Below are 15,097 nucleotides of genomic sequence, written 5' to 3' on the forward strand. Positions count from 1 at the left end.
TCCGCAAGGCAGGGGGTTGATGTTTTGGCTAGCAGAAGCGGTTGCAGTCTTATATCCGACCTTCATTGCGAGACGGTGCCCGCTGGCCTTGATGGAATCTGCTGGAAACGACCTCATCTCCCACGGCGGGCTTCACGCCCATGGACGTCATCAGGTTTGCGTTTCCACGGTCCGACCTGGTTTGCCATCACACGTTACCCTTGCTCTGCGCAACTCCTGTGTTCAAAGACTCATCGTTTCAATCTATACCGCGACGGCTGGTCGCTCGCTCACAAATTCCCGCTCATAAGACCGGTTATGCGCGAGCAACGCCCACGCCGTTCGTGCCATCTTGTTGGCCAACGCGACCACCACCACATTGACCGGACGCCGTTTCAGCAACGCTTCTACCCACTGGGGACGTTGTTTGGAATGGGTCACGACCATTCGCGCGCCATGGATCAATAGCTGTCTCAGATAGGGGTCACCCCTTTTGCTGATGCCGCCGAGTCTGACGTTGCCCCCAGTCCCACTCTGACGGGGTACCAGGCCGATACTCGCCGCAAATGCGCGTCCGGAGCGAAATGCCTTTGGCGAGCCCATGACCGCAACAGTGGCTGTGGCTGTCAATGGACCCACGCCGGCTATGTCATCGAGCGTTTTTGCCTGGGGACTGGATTTCAGCCACTGCAGATTTTCCCGCTCGGCTTCGTCAATCCCCTGCTCGACCTGCTGGAGCTGTTCGAGCTGACGCAACAACGCCCGCCAGACAAGCTGCGGCACGACCTCTTCTATCTCGGCCATACGTGCCTTGAGCTCATTCATGAGCGCCTTGCGGCCATATCGGAAGTACAGTCCATATTCCGCAAGCAACCCGCGAATCTGATTGGTTTCGCGGGTTCGTGTCGCCACCAGGCCCGACCGGATGCGGTGCAGGCTCAGGATGGCTTGCTGGTCTACGCTCTTGATCGCCACAGTTCGCATCCCGGGTTGCTGGGCCGCCGTCCAGATCGCCTGGGCGTCTGCCGCATCCGTCTTGTTGGTTTTGACGAACGGACGCACGTATTTCGCATGCAACAACACCACCTGATGTCCGAGACTCTGGATTTTTCGCGCCCACCAGTGCGCCCCTCCGCATGCCTCCAGCGCCACCTTTCCTGGTGCCCGGGTTGCGAGAAACCGGATCAGCTGTTCACGACGGAATTTTCGACTACAGATCTCGCCACTTTGTCCATCTACCCAGTACATTTGAAACACGGCCTTTGCGATATCCAGACCATATGTCGTAGCATTCATTTGGGCTCTCCTTACCTCAAGTGACTCGTGGAACTTTCACTTTGGCACATCGATGCCATCGGTCAAGCGAGAGCCCCTTTCGGCCCTGGCACTTCCCCGAGGGGAGGGAGGTGTTCATACCATCTCCCCGCCGTGAACGGCGGGGATTCTACAGCGCTCAGGCCGCGATGGCCTGAGTCACGGCTGCGCCGTCCGCGCTATCCTTCCTCCCCCTGAAGTGGGAGGGTTGTCGCGCACTTGCTCAAAATGCCCCTTATCGCAGCGAGCCTCGCCCTGTCGTTCGCGGCCGGTCTCGCCGTCGCGTCTCTCGCCGCCTCTGCCGAAGAGGTCTCGGAACCTGGTATGACCTGGGACTGCGGCTTTTCGCCGGAAGGAACTTCGCTAGAAACTGTCACGGGCGCAATCGACGCCGTCGGCGGCGCCAAAGCGACAATCCTGGTCGCTTGCCTACGAGTTCACCTCGCGCCCGATCACACAAGCCCTGATTGCCGCGAAGAAGCGCGGCGTGACGGTTGCTGTGGTCGCCGATACCACCGAGAACGAAAAACAGTATTCGAAGGTTCATGATTTGATCGCAGCCGGGATTCCGTTTCGCTTCGACAACACGCTTGCGATGCTCCACTCGAAATACCTGATTCTTAACGGCACGGCCGTTGAGACCGGCTCGCTAAATTACACCGCCTGCGGCGGCGTCCAACAAGCACGCAGAGAATGCCTGCGTATTTCGCAATGCCCCGCGGATGGCGACCCGCTTTACACGCGACTGGAAAAACCTCTGGAACGAGGCAACGCCGGTGCAGTAATCGGCGCTACATGTAAAAGGCCCACAGCTTCCCGCGTATGCGGAGAGTTGTGGGCCTTTTCCTTTTCTTTTGGGGCGACGCTAAACGGGAAAGCGGGACGCCCAGGGGTCACGCCGATTACGGTTCGTTGGATGCGCGGGTGAGCGGCGCACGCGGGGACGTCATGGGGCGGAAGCGGAAGTCGCCGCAAATACGTACGCGATCCCACTCGAGGCCGTTTGCACCATGCACCGTCGAGATCACATAGGAGGCCTTCGACTCATCGGGCTCGATGCGAGAGAGCAATGCGCGCAGGTAGGCGGTCCCCTGCGTGTCGATGATGTTGACGATCGGCAGCAGGTCGCGGCTGGAAAAGGTTCTCGCATAATCTTGCATGTCTTTCCAGCTTTCGAATAGTACCAGGGATGTGGGGCGCCACGCGCGTTCACCGCGCTTTAACTGCTCTGCACCGTCCGCGAAGGCCAAAATTTCGCTCACATTCGCCCGGACAGCGACGCGATGTCCCTTGCTGAGCCCGGCCGCCAGTTCCCCAACGACCGTGGCGTTCTTTCTGCATACTTTCCGTTCATTTTATCCACTGCCTGGCTACCGCACGCGCACTGCGCGGCACATCGCCGCCGTGATGTTCTGGCGCACCCGCCAGTAACCTTCCCATGCGTCGCCGCCAAGCCGGCGCTGTCGGGCAAGGGCAGTCTGCATGGTCCACTGGTCGCCCCGCTTTACGGTTTTCAGTTCTTCCCACGAGATCGGCATCGAAACGCCCATGCCGGGCCGGGCGCGAACAGAAAATGCCGCGACAGTACTGGCGCCTTTCGAGTTGCGTAGGTAGTCGACAAAGATCTTCCCCGCCCGATTCTTCGGGCCGGAGACGGCGGAGAACCGACTCGGGACGACACTCGCCATGTGCTGCGCGACGGCTTTCGAGAAGGCCTTCACTTCGGACCACCCGTGCCTGCGTGTGAGCGGTACGACACGATGCAGGCCTTTGCCGCCGCTGGTTTTTGGAAAGGACGCAAGCCTCGGTTCATCGAGCACGACCTTAAGCAGCATTGCGGCCTCAAACATCGTTGTCCATGGCAGCGCGGTGTCCGGGTCCAGATCGAAAATCACACGGTCAGGGCGACGAGGTCCGGTGCAACGGCATTCCAGGTGTGCAGCTCAAGCACGCCCATCTGGGCCAGCCCGACGAGCGCCTTTGCACTGTTCGCGACCATCAGCGGCGCGTGGCCAGGATGCAACGCGACGGGCAACTCGGTGACGCCGGCTATCCCGAAGCGCTCAGAATGCTTCTGGAAAAACTGCTCGCCACCGATGCCATCTGGCGCGCGTACAAGCGACAGCGGTCGCTCGTGAATCGCTTCGGCCAGCCTGGCGTCGCGCTCGGTCATCCCAGCGAAATTTACAGGTTGCATGGGCGGCCTCCAGCGAGATTATTCACGTAACGCAGCACCTACCGTACCGGCGGGATAGCAATTTGGGACTGCGGCGGCCCGCCGGCCGGTTTCCCGAGGAAGTGAGGTTGTTCAAGGCTGTCAGTGGCGCTTACCCTTCTGTGTAGGCAAACTTCCTCGTAATACCCGAAAATGCAGCACGAGAACTTCGGGATTACACGATGGCAATGCCTCCGGTCGTTGAGCTTCATCAGATGTGCCATGCGTTGAAAGTCGCAGCCGTCACGGGGTAAACGCCGGTTCGCGATGTTGCGCTTCTGCTGCTGTTATATGGCACAGGTCCCATGCCGAATGAGGCCGCCAAACTCCTTATCTCGGACTACCTGGAAGCGAACGGCGCGGTGCGGGTTGAATCAACCGTTTCGCGCCGAAATCGCGTTTAACGGCAAGGCTCGCCCGTTGATATGGGCAAGCTCCAAGATCTGCCAGGCAATTAACGACTACCTGTCGTACCGGCTCGTCGCGCGGCAGGGCGTTACGACCACTCCAGCGGCGTATCGCGGGTTGGATCCTCACGGGTCGTTATTCAGGGCGAGCGACGGAGAGCCATTCGCCTTTACGCGACGCGTGACGGGCAGCGGCGTGATTAGCTACTCGTGCGAAACGCTGACGGAGATCGCCCGGCGACTTCATCAGCAAGCCGGGATCGAAGGCGGTAACGCATCGGCCGCACGGCGCACGTTTGCCGTGCGGCTGCATCGAGACGGTCGCTCGCTGAAACTGATTCAGGAACTGCTTGGAGTTTCGAGCCTGTCTGCCTTTAGAACCTCATCCAAGGCGATCCGGCTCGTCTTTCGTCCATAGTAAGCGGGGTGATTTGAGAGTGACGAATCGTGTGGCGCGTGTTCGCATCGCACTTGCATTTTGACTCGCCTTACCTTAAAGTAAGGAATAATTGAGGGGTCATCATGACAGCAGCAACCATCACATCTAAAGGCCAGGTCACGATCCCGGTGGACGTGCGCAACCAGCTTGGCCTGGAATCCGGCGACCGGATCGAATTCAGTTTCAACGAGGAAACCGGCCGGTACGAAGTCTATCCGGTCACTCGCTCGCTCGCGTCGCTTAAGGGCATCGTGAAGAAGCCTGCCAAACCGGTTTCGATTGAGGACATGAACCGCGCCATCGCCGAACAGGGGGCATCCGCGCGATGATCGGACTGGATACAAACGTGTTGGTCCGCTACTTCGCGCAGGATGATGCGGCGCAGTCGAAGAAGGCCACAACGCTCATGGAGTCCTTTTCGGCTGAGCGGCCGGGCTACGTTTCGCAGGTCGCGCTAGTCGAGGTCGTGTGGGTGCTTGGGCGCAGTTACGGCGTCGAGCGAGGCCAGATGAAGGACATCATCGAATCCATGCTTGGCACGAAGGAACTGGTTATCGAAGGTGCGGACACGGTGCGAAAGGCACTTCGCGTTTTCGCGGCGTCAGACAAGGCGGATTTCGCGGACTGCCTGATCGAGCGGTCAGGGCACGTCGCGCAGTGCGCGTACACCGCGACCTTCGACGTGACCGCCTCTAAGGTCGTCGGAATGGTGTTGATCAAGTAACGACGGCGGAAGCCGATAACACGGAAAAGCTTGCTGTATCCGCGCGCTCCCGCTACTTGCTTTATAAGCGGCGCGAACAGGGAGCGGGCGGCCCCGAACTAAATGGAAGACCTCTGCTATGGATTGGATTCCCGCGCTGTTAAAGCATTTGGCTATCGCACGGTCTGGTGTGGTTGCGCCAACGGCGTCCTTCTGTAGCCCGTAAACAGCATGGCACTTTTCCCCTGGTAAACCAGGGGAATCCGGTAGAGGATTGCTCGCCATGGAACGCCTTCAGGCCTTCAAATTCGAACTCATGCCGACCGGCGGGCAGGCGCGCAAGATGCGCCAGTTCGCAGGCGCGTGCCGGTTCGTCTATAACAAGGCGCTGGCAGTTCAGAAAGAGAATCACGCCGCAGGCGCGAAGTTCATCGGTTATGTGCCGATGGCGAAGCGGCTCACGGAATGGCGCAATGGCACGGAAACGCCGTGGCTCAAAGATGCGCCAGTCCACACGCAGCAGTGCGCCCTGAAGGCCATTGAGCGCGCATATGTAAACTTCTTCGGGAAGCGCGCCGACTTTCCGCGTTTCAAGCGCAAGGGCGTGAGCGACGGGTTCACGTACCCCGACAGGAATCAGATCAGGCTGGACCGCGAAACCGGCCGTATTTCGCTTCCGAAGCCCGGCTATATCCGCTACCGCAACAGTCGCATGGTGCCCGGCGAAGTCCGCTCGGCAACCGTGTCTCTGCGCGCGGGTAAGTGGTGCGTGTCGATCCTGACGAAGCGTGACGTAGAGCAGCCGGTTCCGCATGGCCCCGCCGTCGGTATCGACGTGGGCGTGGCCCGGTTCGCAACCCTGAGCGATGGCAGTTTCATCGCGCCGCTCGCCAGCTTCCGCCGGCACGAACAGCGCCTGGCAAAGTATCAACGCCGGATGGCCCGCAAGGTCAAAGGCAGCAGCAACTGGAAAAAGTCGAAGGCCCGCATCCAGAAGAGTCACGCGCGTATCGCAGACGCACGCAATGATTTTCTGCACAAGGCTTCGAGCACGATCAGCAAAAACCACGCAATGGTTGCGCTCGAAGACCTGAAGATCAGCAACATGAGCAAGTCAGCAAAGGGTACGGCAAACGCACCAGGGCGCAATGTGCGCGCGAAGTCCGGTCTTAACAAGTCGATTCTCGATCAGGGCTGGGGTGAGTTCCGCCGCCAGCTGGAGTACAAAACGGCATGGCACGGCGGATATCTCGTCGCGGTTGATCCGAAGAACACGAGCCGCACCTGTCCGTGTTGCGGGCATGCCTCGAAGGAAAACCGCAAGACGCAAGCGCTGTTCGCCTGCGTGTCATGCAGATACGAGAACAACGCCGATCACGTGGGCGCGCTCAACATTCTAGCGGCAGGACATGCCGTTATTGCATGTGGAGGGATGGCGCAGTCAGGCCGCCCGTCGAAGCAGGAACCCGCCGAGACTACTAGCGCCATCGCGGCCTAGGGTTGTAGATCCCCGTCCTCTTTAGGGCGGGGAGGATGTCAATGCCGCATATCTCCGCGAAGCTGACCTCTTGCGGCTATACGTCACAAGAAGCCTCGCGAGGTGGTGGATCAAGGACGGGATCCGCGGTGAATCGTCGACCCGCCGGTCATGAACAGGGTGATTCTTCGGCACCGTACCCAGGCTACCTCGATGCGCTTCATGCGTCATGGCAAAGGCGTGCCACGCTACCGCCGACTCACAACAGGACCGCCTGTTGCAAAAGTTCCAGAGCCTTGAATTCGTCCAGTCGACCGGTGCGTGCTTTGCCTGCCAGCGTCTTGAGCAATGCTTCCGCGATCGGTTCGATACCGCGAAGGTTGTCCAGGCTGGTCACGGACGGGAAGGGGAGCAACACCGCGCTTCGCTGCGGTGCTGCTGCGGCTGGGAGCGACGGCAGGGCGGCCGGTGTGGCTGCCGGAACGTCGCCATCACTTTCTTCAGTTGAGCGACCGGCCGGCTGGTCGCGGGCATCACTTACATGATCGTTCGGGCTGACGCCGATCGTCTCTTTCTCGACCGCGACATCCGCCGAAAGCGGTGAGGAGCTTTCCGCATCGGCGGGGACGCGCGCGTGGGTGCGCCGCATTTTCGCCTTCGCATCGGCAGTTTTGCCTGAGACCTCATCGTTCGTTGCAGCCTCGGGCGACTCGTGTCGTTCAACGGATGCACGCCCGCGCGAAGCCGGCGCAAGCAAACGCGACACCGACTCGGGGATCTCGGCTTCGGATCGCGGCGTATCCAGCCAGCCCGTTGGCAAACCAAGTCGCTGCGTAAAACGGTTTGCTTCGACACTGTCCAGACGCTTCTTGCCATATAGCCGATGGGCCATATTGGAACCGCTCATCGCCATGACTACACCGAGTCTTGCTTTCGATCCGTTGCGACCCGTGAGGACATGGAGGTTAGCGCGTCGAATGTTTTCCACCACGGCGCTGTCATCTAGTGCCAGCGGTTGCTGCTGCGTCGTTTCATGCGATGTTCTGTCTTTCGCAGACGAACCTTTCCGCAGCGCATGGGGCTTGGGCGGTTCGGCCATCTCGCTTCGACTATTCCTGACGGCCCTGGGTGACCCGCCAGTTGCTTTCTTGGGCATTTGCGCTTCCTCGAACAGACTATCTTTAAGAAATGGTTGTTGGTCGCCGTTCACGGCGCGAGCTGGTTCAGGCGTTTCAGACACTACTTCTGATTCGTCTGTTCGGACGAAGTCGAGCGGCGACCTCAGGCGGGCGATCGTTTCGGCCGCGAGCGCAGGATTGGGCTGGTCGAAAAAGCCATGCGGCAGCCCAAGCGTCGTTTCCATATGAAAAGCGGTTTCCGGCGTGAATTTCTCGCCCTTCATCAGTTCAGCCACGCGCGTCATGTTCGACTCAAGTCCTAACGCGATATTCTCTGCGCCTACCGCATCGACCAGGAACTGAAACGATCGTGTTTTGAAAATCGAGGCAGTCTGGGCGGACTCTCGAGGAGGTGCCTTTACGTCCGGTTGTCCCTGCCGGTTGGACGGAGATTTTTTTCCGTGGCGAGGTTGGCGCTGGCCGCTGTCCCGAGAACCCGCATATCGTCCGCGGGCTTGACTCATAAAGTAGGGCTCCCTGCAATCATTGTGTTCTGACTTCCTGATTATAGACGAGGCGATGTTGGCGTCTGATGCGTCAGCAGTTCAATGGAGGGCACATGTACGCCCGGGCGGGACTCCCCAGCGCGGCAGTTGGTCAGCGTTCGCATATTCCGCTCGCATTCCGTTCAGGTTTAGCCTGTGAAGCATCACGTAATCTCGCGTTCCGCCGATGACGCGAAACGTCCGGATATCGGACAGGCGATCGAAGTTCGATCCGCCGGCTGCTGCGGAAACGGGGGCGGATCAGGCCGACAACGGAAGGTAAAGAGTTCGAAGGATGCCGGTTTCCGGCGGTCGTGCGACATGTGTCGTCGCTCCCTCCCTCCGTGTCCGGATCCTGGACTCTTTTCCCGGGGCGCGGGTGGCACGAGACCGAAGCAAATTTAAAGTGTCGAATAGGCTCGACTTTAACGTCAAGTCTGCAAACTCGATAAGCGGCGTCGGAGAAATTATCCAGCTCGACCTGTCTGCGCGGATTCAAACGGGCGTGCGCGCTGACGAGCGTCAGCGTGTATGATGTAGCACAGATGTGACACATTATGAGGTTTCCAATGTCTACCACCACACTTCGCCTGCCGCAGGATCTGCGCGATCGCATTTCGAGACTGACTGAACAATCGGGAACGACCGCCCACAGCTTCATGCTGGAAGCGATCGCCGAGAGGGTTGCCAACGAAGAGCTGCGCCGTAAATTCCTTGGCGAAGGTAACGATCGCCTGGCAAGTATGCTGGAAAGCGGCCTCGGCATTGAGTGGGGTGACATGCGCGACTACTTGGGACAGCGGGCCGCAGGGCGCGATCCGGAAGCACCGAAGGTCAAGAAATGGCGCGAGTAGTTCTTGCGCCTGAAGTCCGCGACGATTTTGACCGGATCTTCGACTTTCTGTTTCAACGCACCCCCGAAGCCGCCGCGAAACACATTGACGATATCGTTCGGGCGCTAGACATCCTGCAGTCAAGTCCGCAGATCGGGCGACCTGTTAGTGACACGATGCGCGAGCTGGTCATTTCGAATGGAGCCTATGGCTATCTGGCGCTGTATCGGTTCGTGGCCGAGCTGGACGTCGTATTGGTGGCCGCTGTTCGCAGCCAAAGGGAGTTGCGGTATCGGCGTACTGGCGACTGAGGAGCTCCGGCGCTGGATCAACCGCGCCTGCGTATATCCGAAGCACGGCTTCCAGAAGCCCGTGAGGTTGTCTCGACGAGCGTTGTAAGGTGCCAGGGTACTTCACATCATAGCTCGCAGGCTTGCCAGCAATGCGGCACTGATATCGCATTGGCCTGACAACGCGCTGCCCATCTTCCATGACCATCACAGGCGCGTAGTAACCCGGAAAAATGCGCGAGTCGCGTGGCTTGGGCACGGTTCGCTGCATGTCCTCAAGCTTGCCGAGACTCCGGGCAATCCTGTCGGTTGCGATTCGCTGATTTTCTGTGGCGGCCTTCGTGACCTTAGTTTGAAGCGCGCAATCCGCGTCGGCCAGCCGCTTACGTTGCCTGAACAGATCCTGCTCAAGCTTCGCGCTCTGAACTGCATTGAACCGTTCGATGGCGGCTTTTATTTTTCCCTCTGCCTCAGTCTGCGGTTCGGCAAACGCATCCTCGCCTTGGCACCTTCGCCTTGCTAATACCTTCAGCACGCGAAAAATAGCCGCGCGAATTCGCCTATGTCGATGATGGCGCCGAAGGTACGCACGAATTTCCGGTAGTCAGCTTGAATCTGGGCCGAGTAGCACATGCATCCTCCGTTTTGTGTTCCGATGATACGCAGTTCTTTTGTCTGATTAGCAAAAGTCCCTGCTTGCCGTGATCAGACCGCCCAGAAGGTGTGACATATCCACAAGCCGTTGTGCCACGAGATGCCGGACCTCTCCCTGACACGGCCATGTTTCATAAACGGCAAGCAGTGAGGCCCCGAGTGCCTCCTTTCGCTGCTTCTCAAGCGGACCCGGCCAGATGATGACGTTGACGTTGCCAGTCTCATCTTCCAGCGTCACAAATATGACGCCCTTGGCCGTTCCAGGACGCTGACGGACCGTCACCAGTCCGCAGCCTCGGGCAAGTCGCTCATCGCGATAGGTGCGCAATGTCGACGCCGGCATCAGCCGGTTCGAGTTTAACTGAGGCCTGAGCAGTTCCAGCGGGTGTCGGCCAAGCGTTAGCCCGACCGAACGGTCGTCGGCGACGATGTCGTGTGCTTCAGTCGGCGCGCCAAGCTCGGGCGTTTCGTCCTGGATAGCCGCTTTCGCAAGCATGTCCCTGTCGGGTACGGCTGCGACAGAGTGCCAGAGTGCTTGCCGGCGGTTCCCCGCGAGTGACACCAGCGCGTTGGCATCCTCCCGTACCTGCAGATCTTTCCTGTCGAGTTGTGCCCGACGTGCGAGATCATTGACGCTATCGAACTGCCGCACGGCCCGGGCGTTCTCGATCCTTTCCGCGGCACCATCCTTCATGCCGCGAAGCAGTGATAGCCCCAGACGGACGGCGGGTCGCGGCGCACCGGTGCTCCGTTCAAGTGCTGAATCCCATCCGTTGATGGTCACATCGAGGGGCAATACCTTGACATCGTGCCGCGTCGCGTCCTGCACCAGTTGCGAGGGCGAATAAAAACCCATTGACTGGCTGTTGAGCATCGCCGCCAGGAACGCCTCGGGCTCGTGACATTTGAGCCAGCTGCTGGCGTAGACGAGCAGTGCGAAACTGGCCGCGTGGCTTTCCGGAAAGCCATATTCGCCGAAGCCCTTGATCTGCTGAAGATGGCCTCTGCGAACGACAGATCGTAGCCACGCTCCTGCATGCCGAGCACGATGCGGTCGTAGTATTTCTCAAGACCGCCTTTGCGCTTCCATGCGGCCATGGCCCGCCGTAGCTGATCTGCTTCGCCGGCAGTGAATCCGGCGGCGAGGATAGCCACCTGCATCACCTGCTCCTGGAAGATCGGCACACCCAGCGTTCGTCCCAAGGCCGTTCTGAGTGCGTCGCTCGGGTAGGTCACCGGTTCGAATCCCTGCCGACGTTGCAGATCTCAGGATTCCCACATCTTCGTGAGCGAAGTGATGAATGGTCGCCTGTAAACAGTCGTCGTCGATGTCAACTTTGGCCCATTCTGTTCGCACCGGTAGTCGCGATTGGTCGACGAGAACGAGACGGATGACTGGGCAAGTGCCGAATTCGGCGAGGCGAATCTGGGTGATGCACGCCTGGCGCAGCGTCTTGTTGCGCTAGCTCGCCGACTCGCGTGCAGTCCGCAAGGTTCGTTTCCACAATCGCTCAAGCTAGCCGAACTGAAGGCAGCCTACCGGTAAATTTCAAGCTAGATGTCGGTGTGCCAAGAAGGAAAGCGACAGTAAGTCGCTGTACATGCTGTATCCGTGATGAGGGCCGGCCCCTCGGTGTCGCCGATCAGGCGGTGATACCAAACCACCCAGAGCTGCACTCGGTAAGAGCGGGTGTGGTGAGCGTCTGTGGAAAAGGCGGGATGAATCCCGTCAGGTGTGCAGTAAGGAGGCGAACGAAAGTGAATCATCGAAGAAGTGTCGATAATTGCAATGATGTCAAAACCGAGGACTCGACAACGCCTCGGGATCAGTCAAACGGCAACCTGAAGGTGGGTTTGACAGCATCCGGCACAGAGGGGGCGCGACCTTTCTGCAGGCGTGGATATGGAACTTGAGAACCTATTCGCGTGCGACGGGCAAAGTAGGGGTCGCACTTGTCACGTCCGGACCTGGCGTGACCAATGCGGTGACTGGCATCGCGACTGCGTATTTCGATTCGATCCCGCTGGTCGTCATTTCGGGTAACGTGCCCACGGACGCAATTGGCAAAGACGCTTTCCAGGAATGCGACACGATCGGCATCACCCGGCCGATCGTCAAGCACAACTTTCTGGTAACCGATGTCGCACTGCTCGCCACTACCTTGACATCCTTATATGAACACCTCCCGTTCCGCAAGGCAGGGGGTTGATGTTTTGGCTAGCAGAAGCGGTTGCAGTCTTATATCCGACCTTCATTGCGAGACGGTGCCCGCTGGCCTTGATGGAATCTGCTGGAAACGACCTCATCTCCCACGGCGGGCTTCACGCCCATGGACGTCATCAGGTTTGCGTTTCCACGGTCCGACCTGGTTTGCCATCACACGTTACCCTTGCTCTGCGCAACTCCTGTGTTCAAAGACTCATCGTTTCAATCTATACCGCGACGGCTGGTCGCTCGCTCACAAATTCCCGCTCATAAGACCGGTTATGCGCGAGCAACGCCCACGCCGTTCGTGCCATCTTGTTGGCCAACGCGACCACCACCACATTGACCGGACGCCGTTTCAGCAACGCTTCTACCCACTGGGGACGTTGTTTGGAATGGGTCACGACCATTCGCGCGCCATGGATCAATAGCTGTCTCAGATAGGGGTCACCCCTTTTGCTGATGCCGCCGAGTCTGACGTTGCCCCCAGTCCCACTCTGACGGGGTACCAGGCCGATACTCGCCGCAAATGCGCGTCCGGAGCGAAATGCCTTTGGCGAGCCCATGACCGCAACAGTGGCTGTGGCTGTCAATGGACCCACGCCGGCTATGTCATCGAGCGTTTTTGCCTGGGGACTGGATTTCAGCCACTGCAGATTTTCCCGCTCGGCTTCGTCAATCCCCTGCTCGACCTGCTGGAGCTGTTCGAGCTGACGCAACAACGCCCGCCAGACAAGCTGCGGCACGACCTCTTCTATCTCGGCCATACGTGCCTTGAGCTCATTCATGAGCGCCTTGCGGCCATATCGGAAGTACAGTCCATATTCCGCAAGCAACCCGCGAATCTGATTGGTTTCGCGGGTTCGTGTCGCCACCAGGCCCGACCGGATGCGGTGCAGGCTCAGGATGGCTTGCTGGTCTACGCTCTTGATCGCCACAGTTCGCATCCCGGGTTGCTGGGCCGCCGTCCAGATCGCCTGGGCGTCTGCCGCATCCGTCTTGTTGGTTTTGACGAACGGACGCACGTATTTCGCATGCAACAACACCACCTGATGTCCGAGACTCTGGATTTTTCGCGCCCACCAGTGCGCCCCTCCGCATGCCTCCAGCGCCACCTTTCCTGGTGCCCGGGTTGCGAGAAACCGGATCAGCTGTTCACGACGGAATTTTCGACTACAGATCTCGCCACTTTGTCCATCTACCCAGTACATTTGAAACACGGCCTTTGCGATATCCAGACCATATGTCGTAGCATTCATTTGGGCTCTCCTTACCTCAAGTGACTCGTGGAACTTTCACTTTGGCACATCGATGCCATCGGTCAAGCGAGAGCCCCTTTCGGCCCTGGCACTTCCCCGAGGGGAGGGAGGTGTTCATACCATCTCCCCGCCGTGAACGGCGGGGATTCTACAGCGCTCAGGCCGCGATGGCCTGAGTCACTTCGGCGGGTTCCTGCTTCTTCGAGCGGCCCGACTGCACCGTCTCCACAGGCTAACAAGCGCTGTCCGCGCTCTAAAACATTGATCGCGCCGACGTGATCGGCGTTTGCTTCGTGTGCGCAGCGAACGCACGCGAACAGGGCTTGCGTCTTGCGGTTCCCGGCTGAAATATGCCCGCATGACGGGCACGTGCGGCTCGTGTTGGCAGCAGGGACGGCGACAAAGAATCCGCCGCGCCACGCCGTTTTGTACTCCAACTGGCGACGAAACTCGAACCAGCCCTGGTCCAGAATCGCCTTGTTGAGGCCCGACTTGGCGCGGACATTGCATCCCGGCGCTTCTGCGCTGCCCTTTGCTGACCTGGACACGTTGCGCACCTGCAAGTCTTCGACGGCGATCATTGCGTGGTTTTTGCTGATCGTGTTTGATGCCTTGTGCAGGAAGTCGTAGCGGGCGTTCGCGATACGCGCGTGGATGCGGTTCACGCGGGCCTTCGCCTTTTTCCAGTTCGAGGAGCTTTTGACCTTTCGGGCCATGCGCCGCTGATACTTTGCGAGCCGCTGTTCGTGCTTTTTGAAACTTGCGAGCGGCGCGATGAACGTGCCGTCACTCAGGGTTGCAAAGCGGGCGATACCGACATCGACGCCAACGGCAGACCCCTGCGGAACCGGCTGCTCTACCTCGCGGCGCGTCAGGATCGAGACATGCCACTTTGCGCACCTGCTCGATACCGTGACACTGCGCACGTCGCCGAGCACCATGCGGCTGTTGCGATAGCGGATGAAGCCGGGCTTCGGCAGCGATATGCGGCCGTTCTCGCGGTCCAGCCTGATTTGTTTGGGGTCGGGATAGCGGAAGCTGTCAGCCGACTTCCCCTTGCGCTTGAACTTCGGAAAGTCCGCGCGCTTGGCGAAGAAGTTTTGAAACGCGCGATCGAGGTCGAGAATCGCCTCGTCTACCGGATGACGCGGAGATTCCGCAAGCCACGGGGTTTCCGCGCTGTTACGCCATTCCGTGAAGCACTTCTTCATCGCAAACTTGCCGATGAACTTTCCGCCCGCCTCGTGGTTTTCCCTCTGGAACGCCAGCGCCTTGTTATAGACGAACCGGCACGCGCCTGCGAACTGGCGCATCTTGCGCGCCTGTTCGCCGGTCGGCATGAGTTCGAATCGGAAGGCTTGAAGTCGTTCCATAGCCAGAAGTATATTTTGGTACCTGGCTGCTAACAATGACCTTCGACACGGACGCCACTGCGTTTTCTTAATGCACGTCCATTTGGTCTTCGTGAACAAGTGCCAGCGCGGCGTCTTCACGAAAGGGATACTGGACGACATGCGCGTCGTGTTTGCGAGTGTGTGCGCCGACTTCGAAGCCGAGCTAGCGGAGTTCGACGGAGAGGACGACCATGTGCAGCTTCTGGTGAACGACCCGCCCAAGGTCTCAGGATTCCCCACATCTTCGTGAGCGAAGTGATGAAT

At 59.3% G+C, this 15,097-nt stretch carries 12 protein-coding genes and 6 pseudogenes; 10 read left to right on the plus strand and 8 right to left on the minus strand.

Annotated features, from left to right (window positions below):
• Positions 1-243 precede the first annotated feature (243 nt).
• Positions 244-1,275: an IS110 family transposase gene (locus tag HF916_RS11355; protein WP_168787386.1), complete on the minus strand. Its 1,032-nt coding sequence runs from the start codon at positions 1,273-1,275 to the stop codon at positions 244-246.
• A gap of 388 nt (positions 1,276-1,663) precedes the next feature.
• Here HF916_RS11355 and HF916_RS11360 point away from each other — a divergent pair, with 388 nt between their 5' ends.
• Entirely contained in the window at positions 1,664-2,221 is a 558-nt protein-coding gene (locus HF916_RS11360) for a phospholipase D-like domain-containing protein (protein ID WP_168789111.1), read from the plus strand.
• On the opposite strand, the gene HF916_RS11365 is transcribed toward HF916_RS11360, so the two are convergent.
• Positions 2,196-2,555 (minus strand): hypothetical protein, encoded by a 360-nt coding sequence (locus tag HF916_RS11365; RefSeq protein WP_168788882.1) that lies wholly within the window; start codon positions 2,553-2,555, stop codon positions 2,196-2,198. The two genes, HF916_RS11360 and HF916_RS11365, sit on opposite strands and share 26 nt — an antisense overlap.
• 108 nt (positions 2,556-2,663) lie before the next feature.
• A pseudogene (ligD, locus tag HF916_RS11370) lies at positions 2,664-3,433 on the minus strand (non-homologous end-joining DNA ligase); the annotation flags it as partial.
• 444 nt (positions 3,434-3,877) lie between these two features.
• On the opposite strand from ligD, the gene HF916_RS11375 reads away from it, so the two are divergent.
• From HF916_RS11375 to HF916_RS11390, 4 genes are all read left to right on the plus strand, one after another.
• Positions 3,878-4,333 carry a hypothetical protein gene (locus tag HF916_RS11375; RefSeq protein ID WP_240975244.1) on the plus strand — a complete coding sequence of 152 codons (456 nt, stop codon included), beginning with the start codon at positions 3,878-3,880 and terminating at the stop codon, positions 4,331-4,333.
• Between the two features lie 104 nt (positions 4,334-4,437).
• Entirely contained in the window at positions 4,438-4,683 is a 246-nt protein-coding gene (locus HF916_RS11380; RefSeq protein ID WP_168788883.1) for an AbrB/MazE/SpoVT family DNA-binding domain-containing protein, read from the plus strand.
• Positions 4,680-5,078 (plus strand): PIN domain-containing protein, encoded by a 399-nt coding sequence (locus HF916_RS11385; protein ID WP_168788884.1) that lies wholly within the window; start codon positions 4,680-4,682, stop codon positions 5,076-5,078. Before HF916_RS11380 ends, HF916_RS11385 begins: the two co-directional genes overlap by 4 nt.
• A gap of 262 nt (positions 5,079-5,340) precedes the next feature.
• Positions 5,341-6,555: an RNA-guided endonuclease InsQ/TnpB family protein gene (locus HF916_RS11390; protein WP_168788885.1), complete on the plus strand. Its 1,215-nt coding sequence runs from the start codon at positions 5,341-5,343 to the stop codon at positions 6,553-6,555.
• Positions 6,556-6,793: 238 nt separating this feature from the next.
• On the opposite strand, the gene HF916_RS11395 is transcribed toward HF916_RS11390, so the two are convergent.
• Positions 6,794-8,176, minus strand: coding sequence for a hypothetical protein (locus tag HF916_RS11395; protein ID WP_168788886.1), 1,383 nt, complete (start codon positions 8,174-8,176; stop codon positions 6,794-6,796).
• Between the two features lie 590 nt (positions 8,177-8,766).
• Here HF916_RS11395 and HF916_RS11400 point away from each other — a divergent pair.
• Both HF916_RS11400 and HF916_RS11405 read left to right on the plus strand, forming a co-directional pair.
• Positions 8,767-9,051 (plus strand): CopG family ribbon-helix-helix protein, encoded by a 285-nt coding sequence (locus HF916_RS11400; RefSeq protein ID WP_168788887.1) that lies wholly within the window; start codon positions 8,767-8,769, stop codon positions 9,049-9,051.
• A complete protein-coding gene (locus HF916_RS11405; RefSeq protein ID WP_168788888.1) occupies positions 9,039-9,341 on the plus strand; it encodes a type II toxin-antitoxin system RelE/ParE family toxin in 303 nt (100 codons plus the stop codon). Before HF916_RS11400 ends, HF916_RS11405 begins: the two co-directional genes overlap by 13 nt.
• Positions 9,342-9,356: 15 nt before the next feature.
• On the opposite strand, the pseudogene HF916_RS50835 reads toward HF916_RS11405, so the two are convergent.
• Both HF916_RS50835 and HF916_RS11410 read right to left on the minus strand, forming a co-directional pair.
• Positions 9,357-9,953, minus strand: a pseudogene (locus HF916_RS50835) (SOS response-associated peptidase family protein); the annotation flags it as partial.
• Positions 9,954-9,999: 46 nt separating this feature from the next.
• Positions 10,000-11,237 (minus strand): annotated as a pseudogene (locus tag HF916_RS11410) (error-prone DNA polymerase); the annotation flags it as partial.
• A gap of 106 nt (positions 11,238-11,343) precedes the next feature.
• On the opposite strand from HF916_RS11410, the gene HF916_RS11415 reads away from it, so the two are divergent.
• Both HF916_RS11415 and HF916_RS11420 read left to right on the plus strand, forming a co-directional pair.
• Complete coding sequence (locus HF916_RS11415) at positions 11,344-11,520, plus strand: IS4/Tn5 family transposase DNA-binding protein (RefSeq protein WP_240975245.1); 177 nt, start codon at positions 11,344-11,346, stop codon at positions 11,518-11,520.
• 373 nt (positions 11,521-11,893) lie between these two features.
• Positions 11,894-12,151: pseudogene (locus HF916_RS11420) on the plus strand (thiamine pyrophosphate-binding protein); the annotation flags it as partial.
• A gap of 256 nt (positions 12,152-12,407) precedes the next feature.
• Here HF916_RS11420 and HF916_RS11425 read toward each other — a convergent pair.
• Complete coding sequence (locus HF916_RS11425) at positions 12,408-13,439, minus strand: IS110 family transposase (RefSeq protein WP_168787386.1); 1,032 nt, start codon at positions 13,437-13,439, stop codon at positions 12,408-12,410.
• A gap of 157 nt (positions 13,440-13,596) precedes the next feature.
• Positions 13,597-14,812 (minus strand): annotated as a pseudogene (locus tag HF916_RS11430) (RNA-guided endonuclease InsQ/TnpB family protein).
• Positions 14,813-14,834: 22 nt separating this feature from the next.
• Between HF916_RS11430 and tnpA the strand changes: the two are divergent.
• Positions 14,835-15,062 (plus strand): annotated as a pseudogene (tnpA, locus tag HF916_RS11435) (IS200/IS605 family transposase); the annotation flags it as partial.
• Positions 15,063-15,097: the final 35 nt, after the last annotated feature.

It is taken from the genome of Paraburkholderia aromaticivorans, from assembly GCF_012689525.1.
GTDB lineage: Bacteria > Pseudomonadota > Gammaproteobacteria > Burkholderiales > Burkholderiaceae > Paraburkholderia > Paraburkholderia aromaticivorans_A.